This window comes from Marinobacter xiaoshiensis (genome assembly GCF_031631795.1).
Classification (GTDB): domain Bacteria; phylum Pseudomonadota; class Gammaproteobacteria; order Pseudomonadales; family Oleiphilaceae; genus Marinobacter; species Marinobacter xiaoshiensis.
In genome coordinates this window covers 210896-227998 of the sequence record NZ_JAVMBO010000003.1, presented here as the reverse complement: position 1 = coordinate 227998, position 17103 = coordinate 210896, and the positions used below count along the sequence as shown (strand labels likewise).

Sequence of the window (17103 nt, the reverse complement as noted above, 5' to 3'; positions counted from 1 at the left end):
TACGCCTATGCGTCTTCATGCCAAGGTTCTGCTAGTCGTCGTACCCTTAGCGGTAATTCCGCTAATGATTCTGGGCTGGCTGGCCTACGAACAGCTGCGCTCGACGGCGGTGGAACGTAGCTCAAGCCAGATGACAACGCTAATGGATCAAATGGCGCGCAACTTTCAGGTGCATAGAGACGTTGCCAAAGCCAACGTGAAACTGTTTGCCGATGCCTCGCTGATGCGGGCCTATGCGCTAACGGAGGATGAGGAAGAGCGGTATGCATTGATGTTGCCTTCACTGCTTAAACTGTTCTCCAGTTATCTGCGTGCTTACCCCGATTACACGGAGATTCGATACCTGCTGCCCGATGGTTATGAAGATGCGCGTGTCGCCTTGGCGTCGGCGTCAAATTTTGGCGAAGAGGAGGGGGATACACCGTTCTTTCAGAAACTTAGCCAGTTTGAGGGTGAGACGTTTGTGTGGGTTACCCCTACCCCTGGTAGCAGTGCGGTATCTCTGCAAATTGCGCGGCCCATGCGGCTAATCGACCCAACCACCCAGGACCCGCTCAACAGCAAGCCGACACTGCGCGGTTATCTGGTCGTCACCATGGGGCTGGGCTTCATGGTGGAGCAAATGGCTGCGAGCAGGATTGGCGAAGACGGCCACACCCTTATTATCAATGACGATGGCACGATTTTGTTCCATCAGGACCGCTCCCGTTTGGGTCAAAAAATACCTGAGTCCCTGTTGAGCAGGATCTCCGGAACGGAAAATAGTGAGCAGCTTGTGCCGGCGTCCTACCAGCAGGAAGCGAGTCTTCTCGCAACCCGGCGATTGCACGAAGGTTTGCTGATGATTGGCGTGCTGCCGGAGCGGGAATTGCTCAAAGAAAGTCAGCAGCTGGGGACAACGGTTGCCTGGATCATACTTGGCACCGTGGTGTTGATGATTGTCGGGCTGTTTATATCCATGAATTTGCTTATGGTTCGCCCATTGCAAACCCTGATGAGAGCCATACGCGAGATAGGCCATGGAAATCTCTCGCCAAGGATTGCGCTGTCCTCCAGAGACGAGTTAGGCCAGCTGGTGCAGAGCTTTCAGGAGATGGCTGGCAATCTGGACACCTCTCGCACCAGAATCGAGCGGCTGGCCTATCACGACAGTTTGACGGGCTTGCCCAACCGATTCCGAGCCCACGAGACACTGCGCCGTATGATTTCCCTCGCCCGCAGGGAGGATGGCAAAATGGCCGTGTTGTTTCTGGATCTCGATAACTTCAAGCGGGTTAACGACTCCCTGGGCCATCAAGTGGGTGATCTACTGCTCAAGGAAACGGCCGCTCGTCTCACATCGGTACTTAGGATGGAAGATGTGGTACACCCGGAAGTACCCCAGAACACGTCGGGCATCCTCGCCCGCCTGGGTGGCGACGAGTTCGTTATCCTGCTGCCCAAAGTTGATAGCTCCCAGGACGCGGCAAAGGTTGCTTCACGTATCCTTGATGCCCTGAAAGCGCCGTTCCACTTTGGGCATGAGGAGATTTACAGTAGCAGTAGTATCGGAATCTCCCTGTTTCCGGATGACGGCACCGGGGTGGACGATCTGATAAAACGCGCTGATGCCGCTATGTATCAGGCCAAGGAGCAGGGCCGTAATAATTTTCAATTTTATTCCGCTACCTACAACCGTGCGGCGCTGGAACATATCTCCCTGGAAGCCGGTTTAAGGCGAGCGTTGAGCAATGACGAGTTGGAGCTGTATTACCAGCCTCTGGTGCAAGCCTGTACCGGTAAAGTTGTTGGACTGGAAGCCTTGCTGCGCTGGAATGATCCCCGGGAAGGTGCCATCGCCCCGGACAGATTTATTCCGGTCGCTGAGGATAGCGGTTTGATTCTGCCTCTGGGTGAGTGGGTTATACGTGAGGCCGGGCGCCAGTTAAGTGTTTGGCAAGCCGCAGGACTCAGCAATGCCTGTGTATCCGTCAACGTATCTGCTATACAGCTCCAACGGCAGGATCTTGTAGCGATTGTTGATGATGTGCTGGAAGAGAATGGACTGAATCCCTGGCAGCTTGAGCTCGAAATCACCGAAACCGCACTGATGAAGATCCGGCCAGAAGTGATTGGTTATCTGGATAAGATGCGCCAAAAAGGTGTGACTATTTCGCTGGATGATTTTGGTACCGGGTACTCGTCCTTGAGCCTCCTTCAGGAATTGCCCATCAGCAAGCTGAAGATCGATAAAAGCTTTGTGCGGGATATGCTGATCGACCCAAAGGACGCCGCTATCGTCTCTGCGGTGCTTTTTATTGCCAAAAGTCTGGGGCTGAGTTCAACCGCCGAGGGCGTGGAAACGCCGGAGCAGGCGGCTTATCTTGCCAGTGAGGGGTGCGATCAGCTTCAGGGCTATCTGCTTAGCCGGCCGTTGCCGGCGGCAGAAATGACCCGGTTTTTGAAGAGCAGAAAGGCATTGGATCTACTCAAATCAACCCTGCAGGTGTCGTGACCCCATCGGCTGATAAACCGCATGGGGACACCCTGATCAGTCAGCCAGAATAACCCCGTAAACCCCGGTAAGCAGACTGCCATCCAGCAGTGCCAACAGCTTGCTTTGTGAAGTGGTGACTCCCGTCCACTGCTGGTTCCAGTTACCTGAGCAGCCATAAGTGATCAGCGTGCCGTTGTGACGAGCATAGTCCAGGCACTTGCCATTGTCTTCATTGCGCAACTGTAGTGCCTCAGGGGTGTAGGTCCACCGCTGTGCAGCGTTGTCCTGCTGGCAGAGTGCCAGGCCAAGACGCTCGCCGGAGGGGGTCAGGCATTGCCAGGGCGTTGCCACAGGATGAATGCGGTTTTCAAGATCCATTACCCAGTGGCTGGCATCTTCAATATTGTCTGGCACAGACGTCACGGCAACGTATTTGGCATCCACAAGATTTGTGTCGAAATACACATTGTTTCCCTGGATAACACCGTCAGTCAGCAGCAGTTCATCTATCGATTCAATTAATCCGTTAGCCGTCAGTGAGTGCGTCAACCGGTTTCTGGTTTCCTCTGGAGGCAGGTTCTCAAACCGGGCCTTGGCAATGATAACCGCAATCTCGGTCGTGAGCCTTTGGTCGTTTTTGATCTTCTCAAGCAGTCGCCATGCCGGGCCAGACAGCCCATTCTTTAACTCTTGCTCAGTATAGCTGGCTACCTGGGTTGCAAATTCTCCACTCAAGGTATTGAAGCGGTCGGCGTCCATGGCATTCAGCCTGTCTTCAATTTCGGCTATTTCTCGTGCGCGCAATTGCTGATGTCCCACTTCCTGACCAACAATCGCCACGGGTGGCAGTTCAGGTATTTCTCCGTTAAAAGCGGTTTCTGTGAGTTTCTCTTCGGTGCCATCGCGCCGGCAATAAAGGCTGGCACTGGTTGGCCTGAAGTCTGCCCGTAAATTGAAATGGAGTTGGTTGATACTGTCCGAACTGTGTCGGGAGGCCGCAACGCGGATTCGCTTTCGCTCGCCCTTGCGGTTATTGACCTCTACCCAGCACTGGTTGGCTGCGGAACTGAGATCAGGTTCCGGCAGGTCGAACAGGTTCCCGTAGTTGCCGTGGAATACCGGATAGATGACGGCGTTAGTGCCATCGGGATCATAGCCGCCAAGAATGGTCGCAACCGCCACACCCACGGCCACTGGTGCAGGATGTGAGCTGGCGTGATTCTCATACTGGCCGGTGGTTGTATTCCACTTTTTGTAACCAGCCGGGTGGCGGGTGTCTGGAATGGGAAGCCTGGCCAGATCGTTTTGAATGATTCTTGCGGTATAGCCCGTGTAATGAGTGTAGGCAGAGAAAGGCCCACGGTGAGAGCCGCCCGACATGGCGTCCCGCTTGTAGTTGTAGGCGCCTTCATTGTTCAAGCCAAACAGGTTTGCGCGCATCCGGTTGCGGTGCGCAATGTATCCCCAGCCACTGTCGGCATGATGGTAAGCCCAACGATGATCATCAGTCAGATTTTCACCCGGATAGTGACCGAGGCCATAGGCGTGACCCCACTCGTGGCTGGCTTCGTTGCCTCGGGAGTCGTAAAGCGTTCCGATTCCGTTGCCACCACTGAGGCCATGACCAACGCGACCGTTCGTGTACATGCCCCAGGCATGGTGATTGGTTATCTGTTTGAAGGCGTGAGGGTGCTGCTGCTTCATGTTGTTGCTGGTGTAACCGAAGTTGGCCATGTTTATGCCAACGCTGACCTGCGATTTGCCAACGTTCTCGCGCATATCGCCCTCGTATACGCTACCTGTAACCTGGCTGCTACCATCAATGTGTTTGTCGTATATGGTGCCCGAGCGGATGATTACCCGGTTGAGCACGGCATCAGCGTAGCTGCCCATGACGAGCTTCGAGACAGGAAGGGTCTGGAAGTAATCCGTAGCGGCCAGTACTGGGTCCCGAAGCGTGTAGTGCCCATCGCTCTGCCCGGGCTCGGTCAGCATGCCTAAACGAATGCTCTGGAAAACAATTCGGGAGGCTTCGCCAATATCGATATTGGCGGCAGGTAAGTAGCCGGAAGCTCTGTTTTCTGCGTTTTTATCAACAATAAATTCAAGAGACAAACCGTTTTTTACGGTATCCCAGGGCAGGTTCACGGACCATGCCTTAGTGGAGTACTGAATGGGTTGAGCGCCCGCAACGTCGGATTTCGGCAAGTCGTTTGGGTGGGCCATTGGCAGCGTCATCAGGGGCTGGCCATTAACGCTTACTTCGGCATGCATGGTAATTGGCTCAATCCCGTTTTTTGGGATAAACAGGAGCAGGGTATCCCGCAGCGCTGTTAGCCGGGGCATGTATTTGCTCTTGGTCTCATCGTTCGCGTTGCGCTCAAAATTATTGGTGGGCGCAACGGAATGGGATTGCACAAATTGAACTTCGCCTTCTAATTCGCCCCCGGAAAGATCGTTTCGCGGCTCCCGTGGGTTGCCATCGAAATCCTTGGCGTAGAAATCCAGTGCGGGCGGAGAAAGGCACCAGCGTGTTTCACCTGTATTGTGTCAGTAAGAATCAGGCGATGGGAGCCATTGGATGCTGCGATTGAAAGCTCGACCTGCGCCGATGCATGCTCCGGGCCGGGGGTGCCGGAAATGATTCCGGTTCTTGCATCAACGGACGCCCAGTCCGGGAGGTTGTATCCGCTATATCGTACGTTTCCCGGTAGCACCTCATGTTTTGGCTGATACTGATAACTGACCATAGAGATAGCATCAGGAAAGCTGACTGAGTGCCGGGATTCGGTGATTGTTTTGCTTGAGGAACTTCCCCCGCAGCCTGAAAGTAAAATGGCGGTTAACCCGAGTGCTGCAGCACCTCTGAAATACATCCTGAATCCCTTATCGCGGTTTTGGTGGTGTACTTTTCTTAATTGCGGGGATTCTGCTTAATTTACCGACTGTTACAAACAGCCAGATTGTTGTAGAAGTGTAAAAATGTGGGGAGCGTCACCTTTGCGCTCCCCTTTGTCAGTGTTGGCCAGTCGGTGTTACCTGGTTTTTCTGAACAGATCCAGTTCAATGTCGTAGCTGGGCTCTGATTTCCGAAACAGGTATTCCCCGTTGCGGATGGATGCCAGTACATCCGCTCGCTGGCGAACGGCTTCAAACGAGCTGGTGGCATCCAGCACCAGAAAGTTCGCCGGTTTGCCCACATCCAGGCCGTACTGGTCTTCAACGTTCAGGGTTTTTGCACCGTTGAAGGTGATCAGGTCCAGACAGGTATCGAGTTGATCCATCGACATGGTTTGGGCCATGTGAATGCCGTTATCCAGAATGTTCATCAGGTTTCCGTTGCCTACCGGATACCAGGGGTCGTTGATGGAATCCTGGCCGAAGCAGACGTTAATGTTGCTCTCCCAGAACTCTTTTACTCGCGTCATGCCTCGGCGTTTCGGGTAGGTGTCTTGCCTGCCTTGCAGGTAGGCATTCTCAGTGGGCAGGGCAATGAAGTTCAGACCTGATTTCTGGAACAGTCTCATCATGCGAAATGCGTAGGCGTTGTCGGCCGAACCGAAGGAGCAGGTATGGCTGGCCGCGGTACGAGTGCCTATGTCTTCGGTCATGGCCAGGGCGTTCAGAAGTTCAACAAAACGACTCATCACATCGTCTGTTTCGTCGCAGTGTACGTCGATAAGCTTGTCGTATTTGATGGCCAGCTCAACGGTGCGGTGAATGGATTTCTCGCCGATTTCACGGGCCCACTCGAAGTGGGGAATGCTGCCTACGCAGTCGGCGCCCATCTTCAACGCTTCTTCCACCAATTCGTCACCGCCTTTGTAGGCATACATCCCTTCCTGGGGAAAGGCGACGATCTGAATGGTGACGTTATCCTTAAGTTGTTCACGAACCTCCAGCATGGCTTTTAGCCCGGTGAGATTCGGGTCGCATACATCGATGTGGGTGCGGATGAACTGCACACCTTTTGAGACTTCTTCCTGGATGCCTTTTAGCGCACGTTCTTTTGCATCTTCGAACGATTGGTTCTTTTTCACATCGTGCCAGCGAGCTATGCCCTCGAACAGCGTGCCAGTGTTGTTTTTGGCCCCCTTGCTGCCGCCGGTGTAGACGTAGTCGAGGTGAAGGTGGGCATCTACATAAGGAGGCACAACGAGGCGGCCTTTCAGGTCGATTGTTTCCTCAGCCGGGGGGAGGTCGGTTCCAAGTACTCGAATAACGCCATTTTCCACGAGGATTTCGGTGGCATCGTTGTTGCGGTATATGTTTGCATTAATAAATTTCTTCATATAAACGTCCTCGTGTAATGGGTCGCTGAGAGCTCACCCCCACATTGTAACGAAAAAGGCCCTACGCTCTCGCGTAAGGCCTTAAAAGTACTGAGCACACGTTGGATTATGAGCTCGCGCTGCCTGTGGGTCAGGCTGCGGTTGGCTTTGACCTGGAAGCTTCTTCTATAAGCTGCTGTACCCGCTCTTGCGTTTTGCCCAGTGCACTGGAAAGTTCTTCACACAAAAACTTTATACCGAGGTTCAGGTGCCTGCGGTCTGTCATGCTCAGCGGGTTTTCCTCTTGCATAACGCTTAGGCCCTTAACCATCTCCGCATAACCGTAGGGGTCGCCTTTATCAATAGCGGCCTGGTTAGCGGTTGACCGGGTTTTCCACTGTTCGCTTAACTTTCCTTGCCAGCTCTTCACATGCTTGATGATCTTCTTCGCTTCCTGAGCACTCATGGGGAAGCGAATGTTGCTTGGGAGATCATTGGCGCGCACCAGCCAGGTGAGGTCGTCACGTTCGAAATAAAGTTTTACGAACTTGGTTTTGTCCTCGCCAGAGAAACTCTTTTTAAGAATGGATTCAACGATTCCGATGCCATGACCGGGGTGAAAAATACGATCGCCTTGATTAATAGTGATAATATTCTCCTTGTTTTACTAAGAAAATGTTCCTTTTAAAAAATAACTATAATCAGCATGTTACGCTATTTCTGCACAAAAATCAAACAGCCGGTTTTGTTGCCTGAAAGTCAAAGTTCTCTCAGTGCCCTTGCGAAGGCAAATGATAACAATTAGCATTCACGAATATTGTTGATGTTTACTCGAGGGGGAGCGTTGTGGGCGCTGGTATATCTGTTCCGTTTTTTGCACAGCTACAAGGGCTGTTGGTTACTGGCGGCCCGGTGGTGTGGATTCTGGCGGTGTTTTCTGTAGTTGCCATGACCATAATTCTGGTCAAAATGTGGCAATTCATGCTGGTGCGCGCGGAGAGTACTGCTGATGTGGACGCTGCGCTAAGCCTTTGGAAAAAGGGTGACCGCAGGAAGGCAATGAAGGCCCTGAATGTGCAGCGGCCCATTTCATCGGTTGTGGCTATGGCAATGCAGGGGCAGCTCAACACCACTGACGATGGCATCCTGCGTGAAGAAGTTGAGCGAGTGGCGACGGGGTACCTGAACGACCTGCGTAGCTTCTTCCGCCCTCTTGAGATGATTGGTTCACTTAGCCCGCTGCTGGGCTTGCTCGGTACGGTCATGGGAATGATCGTGGCGTTCCAGCAAATGGAAGCCGCTGGCAATCAGGTAGATCCTTCCGTGCTTTCTGGTGGTATCTGGCAAGCGTTGCTGACAACCGCCGTTGGCCTCTCGGTAGCCATACCTGTTGTTGCCGTGCACTCCTGGCTTGAGCGCAAGGTTGAGCGGGTATCTGCAACTATGAGCGATGCGGTCACAAGGGTTTTTACCTGCTCGCCCACGCTGCCGCCGTTTGAGACCGCGGCATCATCGGAGGCGCTGCGGAATGCAGCTTGATGCCTCACCGGTAAGGCGGGCCAAAGGCATCAGCCTGACACCGTTGATTGATGTGGTCTTCATTCTGCTGTTGTTTTTTATGCTGTCATCCACGTTTATTACTTGGCGGCAGCTGGATGTTGCATCGCCTGCCGACAGTAATTCCGCGCCACCGAAAGACATACAGCTGATTCGCCTAACCTCTAATCAGGGTCATTTTGAGCTGGAGGGGCGGGTCTACAGGGACCCCAGTCGCGATGAGCTGGCTGAATTGGTGTCGGCTAAACCCGATGCGGTGTTTGCTATTCAGGCTGATGCAGGTCTTCACACGCAGGCGCTTATCACCCTGCTGGATCGCTTGAAGAATGCTGGCGCTGCCCACGTGTCGCTTGCAGAGGGGCCGAAGTGAGGCTCTCGGCAACCGCCCCGAAAAAGGATCTGGCTTCGGATGATAACCTGGTGCCATTGATCAACATTGTATTTTTGATGCTGATTTTCTTCATGGTCGCCGGGCAAATCACTGCTTCTGATGCGGTGATGGTTCAAGCTCCCGAATCTCTTACAGCAGCTCAAGGAAAAGAGCACTCAGCGACGGTTTTGGTTGCGGCTGATGGTTCTATGTACCTGGATAACACCGAGGTGTCTCCGGATCTCCTGGTAGAAAAGCTCGGAAGCCTACTGGATGAAGCGGAAACCGTTGATGGAGTTTCTGTATTGGTTAAAGCCGATGCCATGTTACCGGTTGAGGTATTGCAGGAAGTGCTGCACCACATCAAAAAGGCCGGGCTGTTAAAGGTGGCTCTGCTAACCCGCCAAGGTGACGCTGAATGATTGCAAGGCGTCACTGGCTCGGTGCAGCGGTATTGACGCTGGCACTTCATTTGTTGGTGCTTGCGGCGTTTGCGCGCACAGCCACCCTTCCGGAAGGGGCTGAGTCTCCGGGGGAGGCGGGTGTTGAGGTCGATCTCGGTATGTTGGGTGATCTGGGTGTCGAGGCCGAAACCCAGGAGGCCGCTCCAGCCCCTGTCGAGCCACCCAAACCGATCCCGGCACCTCCCAAACCGGAGCCGGTAGTAAGCGAGCCGGAACAGCCCAGGCAAACAGCAGAGGTGAGCGTAGAAGAATCTCCAAAGCCTGAGCCAGAACCAGAATCAGAACCGGAGCCGGAGCCGGAGCCTGAACCAGAGCCGGAACCAGAACCAGAACCAGAACCAGAACCAGAACCAGAACCAGAACCAGAACCCAAGCCTGTGGTTCCGGAGCCTCCCATAACAACGACGTCTAGTCAGACGTTGCCGGACACCGAAGCAACCAAGGATGCCGCTGCTCCGGCGCGCAAGGCTGGCAGTGGCGAAAGCAGCGCCAGTGCCTCTGGAGGCAACCCCGGTGTCCGAAGTTCCTATCTGGCCGTGGTTGCAGCCAAGCTTGCCCGTGCTAAACGCTATCCACGATCCTCCCGCCTGCGGCGTCAGGAAGGGGTAGTCGGGCTCAGCTTCACCCTTGATCGCCAAGGGCGCATTGTGGAATCCAGTATTACCACGCCGTCCGGTTACCCTGAGCTGGATAAAGCGGTCATCCGTATGCTTGAAAACGCGGCCCCCCTGCCGGCCTTTCCGGATGATCTCGACCAGAACACCCTGAGCGTGTCCATTCCCGTGGCGTTCAAACTCAGCGATCGCCGATAGATACCATAGCCAGGCCTCTTTTTTCTTCCCTGCATAAAAGTCCTTGTTTTTTGTTGACAGAAATCAAAATCTAAACAAGAATGCTTCTCGTTACTGTTTGGGTGGCTGTTGTTGGCCTGCCCACTTGAGAGGAGTGGAAGTGAGTGAGTGCTGCATGCGGGAAGAATCGTTCGACACTGCCTTTGTTCTCTATGGCTGTACTTACTCTGAGTGTTTGCGGGCAGGCGGCAGCAGACACCGCGCCACAATCCTCCTACTACCTGGATGAAATCGTCGTTACCGGTACCCGCTCCAACCGCATGCTCAGTGACACCCCCGTGCGGACTGAAGTTGTAACAGACCGGGAATTGGAAAAAACCCACGCCAGAAACGTCGCAGAGGCGATCGAGAACGTTGCCGGAGTGCAGCTGCGGAACATTCATGGCAAGGCCGGGAAGGAAGTCTGGCTTCAGGGTGTCGGTGCTGATCGGGTGCTGGTGCTGGTAGACGGGTTGCCACTCACGGCCACAACCGGCTCGTCGGTGGATGTAAGCCAGCTGGCACTGCTGGATGTAAAGCGGATTGAAGTGGTGAAGGGCGCGGGCTCTGCACAATACGGTAGTGCGGCCATCGGCGGTGTCGTCAACGTTATTACCCGCGATCTTGAGCCGGGCGTCCGGGGTGAGGTTACCCTGGATGGTGGCAGTTATGGCGAGCAAAACCCCAGTGGCGACCGTGCTGATTTTGGTCGCTACGGTGCACGAGCCAATATCGACATGGGCAGTGAACATCTGCGGCTTCGTCTGAGTGGATCGCACCAGAAATCCAATGGTATTGATCCGGAGCCCTCTACCTGGGCGAGGCCAGGAGATGAATACGATCGCAACCAGTTCAATACCCGGCTGGAGTGGCTGCCGGAGAGCGATCACAAGTTGTTTGCTGAAGCCGGTTATTTTGATGAGGCCTCCGGCTCCCGGTTCTTGAACGAAAAAGCCGGCACTGTTGTCAAACAAGGAAAGGAAGAGTCGGTCGAGCGCTGGCGCACGGTGCTGGGTGGCGAGCATGTTGTGAGTGAAACGCAGGCTGTTTTCTGGAATTTGCTGCGGGAAGAACTCACAGACAATACCTATAAGTATTCAACCTTTGGCCAGTTTGATCATCGCGATGCGAATCAAGTGTTGTCCCAGGCATCGGCTCACAGTGAATTCGCCATGGGTGAGAGTCATCTGCTCATGGTGGGTGCCGATTTCCGCCATGAAACCCTGGAACAAACGATTGATGGCCAGATGGAACTGGATGGCGGCAAACGTTCGCGCAACAGCAAGGAAATCTGGTTTCAGGATACCTGGATGCCCTCGAGCCGTTGGGAGTGGGTCGCCGGAATCCGCGGTCAGCAGGACTCCGATTTCGGCGACCATTATGCCCCCAAGCTAAACACCCGCTATGAATTGACGCCAGATAGCCCCGCCAGCCAATACCTCCGTGCAAGCTGGAGTGGCGGCTATCGAGTGCCCAACCTGAAAGAGCGTCATTACCGATTCGACCACAGCCAGCTTGGCTATGTGGTTGAAGGCAACCCGGACCTGTTACCAGAAACGTCGCAAAACCTGCAGCTCGGTTGGGGTGTCAATTACCTGAACACCGGCTGGTTTGAGGTTAATGCCTTTCAGAACCTGATCGATGATCTGATCCAGACCCAATTTGATGCTGACGCAACCGCTGCCCGTGGTGATGGCGTGGATGTGTATCGGTACGCCAACGTTGATAAGGCGCGCACCCGTGGAGTGGAAACCACGGCTGGTTGGCAGTTCTCCCCTGGTTGGGAAGCAACCGCTGGCTACACCTATACCCAGGCAGAAGACCGGGCCACTGGCCTTGAGTTACCCAATCGGCCGCAGCACCAAGCCCGGCTTGGCCTGGATGGGCCAGGAGGCATCCCCGGGCTGAACTGGTCGGTGCGGGTGCGCAACCAGAGTTCGGAGTACGTGGATACAGACGAAACCAAAAAGTCCCCGGGGTACACCACGGTGGATCTGAAACTGAATCAGACCTTTAGCGACAACCTGCAACTGTTTGCCGGCGTCGACAACCTCACCAATAAACAGCGTGACTTCGACGATGCCGATGATTTCGGCCCAGTGGCAGGACGATTTGTGTACATGGGCGTGACGCTTGGCTTTGGAAACTAACGATCGATCAACAAGGAGAAAGTGCATGAGTGGTATTTACCGGGGGCTCGGGTTGGCAACAGCAGTGGTATTGCTGGCTGGTTGTGGCGGCAGTGATAACAGTCTTGGCGGGTCAGATGAGACTGATGGCAGCGCACAAACAAAGCGCCAGGTGGTGGATGCGAAATCTTATAGCCAGGCCACCTACCTGAATTTGAACACTGGCGCGACCATGCAAATGACGGTGGAAGAAGCGCAAGGCCGAACCGACTGGCACCTGTCATTCAAACGCGACACGGTGCAGGTGAATGGCGGCGCCTCGGGGGCCGGCAATGTGGCTGGGGCTGTTGCTAACTCCCAGGGCAAGTTTTATGACGATGCAGGCGAACCCAACTTCAATCTTCTGGTGAATGCCACGGCATCATCAGAGGAAGAGGCCTTATTGGCGGAGTATCCAGAGCCGGGCAGCAGGGACTGGGTTAGTGATTCAATCACCAACAGCTTTGGCAGTGATTGGTACAGCTACAACCCTGACGGCGGAATCATGAACGCCAATTCGGACAATGGTTGGTTGGTGCGGTCAGCGGAAGGCAATAGCTACGCCCGTATGCGAATGATCGAAATGGATTTTCCTACCCGCACGGGTGAGGGCATCAAGAGTTTTACAGTGGCCTTCGATGTTCAGGTTCCAGGTACCGACACTTTCACTCAAACGGCGACGTTTACCGGGTCGATCGGCGCGGCTGGAGGCGAAAGCTGCTTTGATTTTGATGCGGGCTCTTCGGTGGACTGTGAAACCTCTGCAAGTTGGGACGTAAAGCTGGGCTTCGCTGGCCGCGATATCTACCTGAGAAGTAACAGTGGCACCTCGGGTGATGGCGACGGTGGAGTATTCGGGCCCTTTGAATGGACCGTTCTGGAAGGCTACCTCAGCGCCACCATAGCGCCTGCTTCAGGCGAGGATCTGAAAAGCCGATACGCCGCGGACACAACAAGTGGCGTGTTCAAGGCCACAAGCTGGTACGCCTACGACCAGGCGGGTGGCCATCTGCTTCGTCCCAATTTCCGCGTGTACCTGATCGATACCGACTCCACCGATCCTGAAGCGTCTGTTTATGCCGTTCAAATTGTTGGCTATTACGGCGACGACGGTGTTTCAGGACAGCCCATCGTTCGTTGGACTAACGCATCACTAACCGCAGCAGAGTAAATATTATGAACGCAACCATAGAAGCCCCTGAGGTTCAGTCAGAAATTTCGCTAAAAGACCGCTGGCAGCTGCTGATGTCTGAGCAGCCAAATTTGCGGATTCGCAATGCTGCGGCTTTGCTCGGCGTTAGTGAAATGGAGCTGATGATGTGTCGTGAAGAAGGCGCACTTACGCCTCTGACGAATGATTTTGGTGCACTGATAACGGAGCTGGAATCTGTTGGCGAAGTTATGATGCTCGCCCGCAATGATGAAATGGTGCATGAGATTACCGGCCACCTGAAAGGGTTCAAGGTAACCGGCGGTGGTTCCATGGGCCTGTCCGTTGGTGAAATGGATCTGCGGGTGTTCTTCCGCAGCTGGGCCTTTGGTTTTCAGGTGGTTGAAGAGGTGCGTTCCGGCACACGCCATAGCCTGCAGTTTTTTGATGCCAGCGGGCGAGCTATCCAGAAGGTGTATAAAACTGCAGGCACAGATGCCGAAGCCTGGGATGCATTGGTCGCAAAATACCAGGCCGATCAGCCTGTAACGCCGGAGTTGAAATCCGCCCCCTCGCCGGAGCCGCGTGTGGACCCTGCCAGTGTGGACGTGTCAGCCCTGCAGCAGGATTGGGCAACACTGAAAGATGTGCACCATTTCCACGCCATGCTCAAACGCAACAAAGTCGACCGCCTGACTGCGGTTGAGTTGGTTGGCCCTGCCTACACCCGAAAGCTCATGCGCAGTACGGACTCGATTGAGTCGCCGCTGGATGAGCTGTTGCTGCAGGTAAAAACCAACCAGTGCCCGATTATGGTGTTTGTGGGTAACCCCGGCATCGTGCAAATCTGGACAGGTCAGGTGGATAACATTCGCCGGGTAGGCGAGTGGATGAATGTGCTGGACCCGGGGTTCAACCTGCATGCAAAGACCGGCGATGTGACAGATTGGTGGACCGTGAAGCGGCCTTCTGTGGACGGCACCATAACTTCATTGGAAGGCTATAACGCAAACGGTGAAATCGTACTTACTGTCTTCGGAAAGCGTAAGCCTGGCCAGACAGAATCAGCAGACTGGCAGGCCGAAGTGAGAGTTCTGGAGGCAAAGCTATGCGGTTGATAGGCATTTTGCTGACAACCCTGCTGGCACTTCCGGCTTATGCCGGAAGTGCCGGTGAAGTAGACGCTGGCAGTTCACGCATTGTCAGTGCCGACGGCGCGGTGACGGAGATCTTGTTTGCGCTTGGAGTGGAGGATCAGCTGGTGGGCGTTGATACCACCAGTAAATATCCGGCTGCAGCAAATCAACTGCCCAAGGTGGGCTATCTGCGTGCTTTACCCTTTGAAGGCGTGTTGTCGCTAAACCCGGATCAGCTGATCACCACGGAAGAAGCAGAGCCAGAGCAAACCTTGCAGCGGCTTGAACAGGTAGGAGTGAAGGTGACTCGACTACCCGTTGCCCAAAGCCCGGAACAGACGCTGCAGCGGATTACCGCTATCGGCGAGCTGGTGAACCGGGAAGCTGAGGCCGCAAAGCTTGTCAGCGACCTGCAAAGGGTATTTGACGGTATTGATAAGAAAGTGGCTGCGAGGGAATGGGCACCCAGCGTATTGATATTGTTAGCCGCAGGTAATCATGGTGTCTCATTCGGCGGCAGCCACACTGGTGCTGATGCCTTGCTTGATAGTATCGGTGCCACCAACGCAGTCAGTGATATTCGAGGCTATAAACCGGCGAGTCGCGAAGCGATCATCAGCGCCAATCCTGATGCCATTATTGTGGCGGAGACTGCTCCCGGGCAGTTCCGAATTACAGACTGGCCGGAGCTGGCACAACTGCCCGCCTGGAAAAACGGCCACCGCTATGTGGGTGACAGCATGTTGCTGCTGAGTTTTGGGCCACGGCTGGCAGAGGCCATGCTGGCCATTGATCAGATTCTCCCGGAAGGGCCGCGGCCAGAGAACACCTTCGCCAGCAATCATGGCGACTGATACGGCGCGGCGAGTTCCAGCTGGCGCCACCTTCGGGGTTCTGGCTGCGTTGGCTGTTCTGGCGGCTCTGTTTTCTTTGACCAACGGTGCTTATCCGTTAGGCGCTAAAGATGTGCTGAATCTGCTGGTGGAACCGGCTCTTGCAAAGCCCGCCACCCAGATGGTGTTTTTCGAGGTTCGCATGCCCCGCTTGGTTTTAGGGTTTCTCACCGGTGCTGTGCTGGCCGTTTCGGGAACTCTGCTGCAGGGGTTGTTTCGCAATCCGCTGGCAGACCCGGGATTAATCGGGGTTTCTGGTGGTGCCGCATTGGCCGCGGTGTCGGTGATTGTTCTTGGGGGCAGTTGGCTGTCTGGTTGGGCGTTGCTCACCGGCCGTTGGGCTTTGCCGCTGGCGGCGTTTCTGGGGTCGGTAGTTACAACCCTGTTGGCCTGGCGCGTTGCCAGTCGCTCTGGTGGAGTGGCTGTGGCAACTCTGCTGCTGGCAGGTATAGCCATTAATGCAGTGGCCGGTGCCTTAACAGGCCTGCTGACCTTCTACGCCGATGATGGGGAGTTGCGGTCGTTGACCTTTTGGAGCATGGGCAGTCTTGGCCGTGCCAGCTGGGAAGACATTCGCATCGCTGGCCCCTGGATGCTGGTGGCTCTGCTGCTGGCACCCCTGTTGGCCAAGCCTCTTGATGCTTTCGCACTCGGGGAATCGGTAGCGGGTCATCTCGGGTTTTCGGTGCAGTGGGTAAAGCGGGCGACGGTTTTGCTGTCTGCACTGGGTACGGGCGCTGCGGTGGCGGTAACCGGCCTTATCGGGTTCGTTGGGTTGGTGGTGCCGCACCTGTTACGACAAATTGTCGGCGCTGGGCACAGGGTATTGATCCCCGCCAGTGGACTGGCAGGCGGTGTGTTACTGGTGGCGGCAGACAGCTTGGCGCGGGTGGTTGTGGCGCCGGCGGAACTGCCCATTGGTTTGATGATGTCGCTGTTAGGCGGGCCATTCTTTTTGGTACTGCTTATGAGAATGCGCATTGGCGCATAGGGAGCTGGCACCATGACAGTTTTAAGGGCTAAGCAGTTAGGGCTGACCATAGGGCGAAGCCGAATACTGCAAGATGTGTCACTCACCGTCGAACCGGGTGAGCTGGTTGCGTTGCTCGGCCCTAACGGTGCCGGCAAGTCATCATTGTTGAAAACGCTGGCGGGAGAGTTGGCATTTGGGCAGGGCACCATTGAACTGTTCGGCCGCTCAATTCAGCAATGGAAAGGCGCTGAGCTTGCCCGCCAACGGGCGGTGATGCCCCAACGGGTGGATGTGAGCTTCCCATTCACGGTTCGTGAAATAGTGGCATTGGGATGCTCGGGCCTGGCTGCCGCAGAGCGCAATGAACTGATTGATTACCTGCTGCAGCGATTGGGCATTGGCAATATGGCCGGCCGTTTGGTGCCAACCTTGTCTGGAGGTGAGCAGCAGCGGGTGCAGCTCGCCAGAGTGTTGGCGCAAATCTGGCACACAAACGGGCCACGGCTATTGCTGCTGGATGAATGTACCTCGGCGCTGGATCCTGCTCAACAGCAAACCGTATTCAGCCTGCTGCGGGAGCTGGCGAAAGATCAGGGGTATAGCGTCGTAGCGGTGATACATGATCTGAACGTAGCGTCATGCTACGCCGACCGCCTGGTGATGATGGCGGCAGGGCGCATAGTAGAAAATGGCGCAGCAAATACCATTCTGGAGCCGGGGTTGCTGGACAAGGTGTTTGGTTTAAAGGCGCGAGTGCTGGCCTTGCCAGAGGGCTACCCTATGGTGATTCCGCAGGCATAGTACGGCCGATTGGC

15 protein-coding genes and 1 pseudogene are annotated in these 17103 nt (G+C 55.0%); 11 read left to right on the top strand and 5 right to left on the bottom strand.

Features of this window, described 5'->3' with window-relative positions; all coding sequences use genetic code 11:
* Positions 1-7: 7 nt before the first annotated feature.
* Positions 8-2494 carry a bifunctional diguanylate cyclase/phosphodiesterase gene (locus RKA07_RS01055; RefSeq protein ID WP_200370385.1) on the top strand — a complete coding sequence of 829 codons (2487 nt, stop codon included), beginning with the start codon at positions 8-10 and terminating at the stop codon, positions 2492-2494.
* A gap of 36 nt (positions 2495-2530) precedes the next feature.
* Here RKA07_RS01055 and RKA07_RS01050 read toward each other — a convergent pair whose 3' ends face one another.
* The 5 genes and pseudogenes from RKA07_RS01050 to RKA07_RS17930 all read right to left on the bottom strand — a co-directional run.
* Entirely contained in the window at positions 2531-4894 is a 2364-nt protein-coding gene (locus RKA07_RS01050) for a M66 family metalloprotease (protein WP_310965322.1), read from the bottom strand.
* A 17-nt stretch (positions 4895-4911) separates the two neighbouring features.
* Positions 4912-5352, bottom strand: coding sequence for a putative Ig domain-containing protein (locus RKA07_RS01045; protein ID WP_310965321.1), 441 nt, complete (start codon positions 5350-5352; stop codon positions 4912-4914).
* Positions 5353-5511: 159 nt separating this feature from the next.
* The gene (codA, locus tag RKA07_RS01040) at positions 5512-6768 is read right to left on the bottom strand and encodes a cytosine deaminase (RefSeq protein ID WP_200370382.1); all 1257 of its coding nucleotides are present in this window, start codon (positions 6766-6768) and stop codon (positions 5512-5514) included.
* A gap of 130 nt (positions 6769-6898) precedes the next feature.
* A complete protein-coding gene (locus RKA07_RS17935) occupies positions 6899-7213 on the bottom strand; it encodes a hypothetical protein (protein ID WP_353962130.1) in 315 nt (104 codons plus the stop codon).
* 63 nt (positions 7214-7276) lie between these two features.
* A pseudogene (locus RKA07_RS17930) lies at positions 7277-7390 on the bottom strand (CarD family transcriptional regulator); the annotation flags it as partial.
* Positions 7391-7593: 203 nt separating this feature from the next.
* Between RKA07_RS17930 and RKA07_RS01030 the strand changes: the two are divergent.
* The 10 genes from RKA07_RS01030 to RKA07_RS00985 all read left to right on the top strand — a co-directional run bounded on the left by RKA07_RS01030 (position 7594) and on the right by RKA07_RS00985 (position 17089).
* Complete coding sequence (locus RKA07_RS01030; protein WP_200201335.1) at positions 7594-8286, top strand: MotA/TolQ/ExbB proton channel family protein; 693 nt, start codon at positions 7594-7596, stop codon at positions 8284-8286.
* Positions 8276-8674, top strand: a complete 399-nt coding sequence (locus tag RKA07_RS01025; RefSeq protein WP_200201334.1) for an ExbD/TolR family protein — start codon at positions 8276-8278, stop codon at positions 8672-8674. The genes RKA07_RS01030 and RKA07_RS01025 overlap by 11 nt, the downstream gene beginning before the upstream one ends.
* A complete protein-coding gene (locus RKA07_RS01020; RefSeq protein WP_200201333.1) occupies positions 8671-9096 on the top strand; it encodes an ExbD/TolR family protein in 426 nt (141 codons plus the stop codon). Before RKA07_RS01025 ends, RKA07_RS01020 begins: the two co-directional genes overlap by 4 nt.
* Positions 9093-9950 (top strand): energy transducer TonB, encoded by an 858-nt coding sequence (locus RKA07_RS01015; RefSeq protein ID WP_310965320.1) that lies wholly within the window; start codon positions 9093-9095, stop codon positions 9948-9950. Before RKA07_RS01020 ends, RKA07_RS01015 begins: the two co-directional genes overlap by 4 nt.
* 143 nt (positions 9951-10093) lie before the next feature.
* Positions 10094-12118 carry a TonB-dependent receptor plug domain-containing protein gene (locus RKA07_RS01010; protein WP_310965319.1) on the top strand — a complete coding sequence of 675 codons (2025 nt, stop codon included), beginning with the start codon at positions 10094-10096 and terminating at the stop codon, positions 12116-12118.
* Between the two features lie 25 nt (positions 12119-12143).
* A complete protein-coding gene (locus tag RKA07_RS01005) occupies positions 12144-13307 on the top strand; it encodes an HmuY family protein (RefSeq protein WP_310965317.1) in 1164 nt (387 codons plus the stop codon).
* Positions 13308-13312: 5 nt separating this feature from the next.
* The gene (locus RKA07_RS01000) at positions 13313-14404 is read left to right on the top strand and encodes a hemin-degrading factor (protein ID WP_200370376.1); all 1092 of its coding nucleotides are present in this window, start codon (positions 13313-13315) and stop codon (positions 14402-14404) included.
* Positions 14395-15276 carry a heme/hemin ABC transporter substrate-binding protein gene (locus RKA07_RS00995; RefSeq protein ID WP_200370374.1) on the top strand — a complete coding sequence of 294 codons (882 nt, stop codon included), beginning with the start codon at positions 14395-14397 and terminating at the stop codon, positions 15274-15276. Before RKA07_RS01000 ends, RKA07_RS00995 begins: the two co-directional genes overlap by 10 nt.
* Positions 15266-16306 (top strand): FecCD family ABC transporter permease, encoded by a 1041-nt coding sequence (locus RKA07_RS00990; RefSeq protein ID WP_200201328.1) that lies wholly within the window; start codon positions 15266-15268, stop codon positions 16304-16306. The genes RKA07_RS00995 and RKA07_RS00990 overlap by 11 nt, the downstream gene beginning before the upstream one ends.
* A gap of 12 nt (positions 16307-16318) precedes the next feature.
* A complete protein-coding gene (locus RKA07_RS00985) occupies positions 16319-17089 on the top strand; it encodes a heme ABC transporter ATP-binding protein (protein ID WP_200370370.1) in 771 nt (256 codons plus the stop codon).
* The last annotated feature ends 14 nt before the right edge of the window (positions 17090-17103 follow it).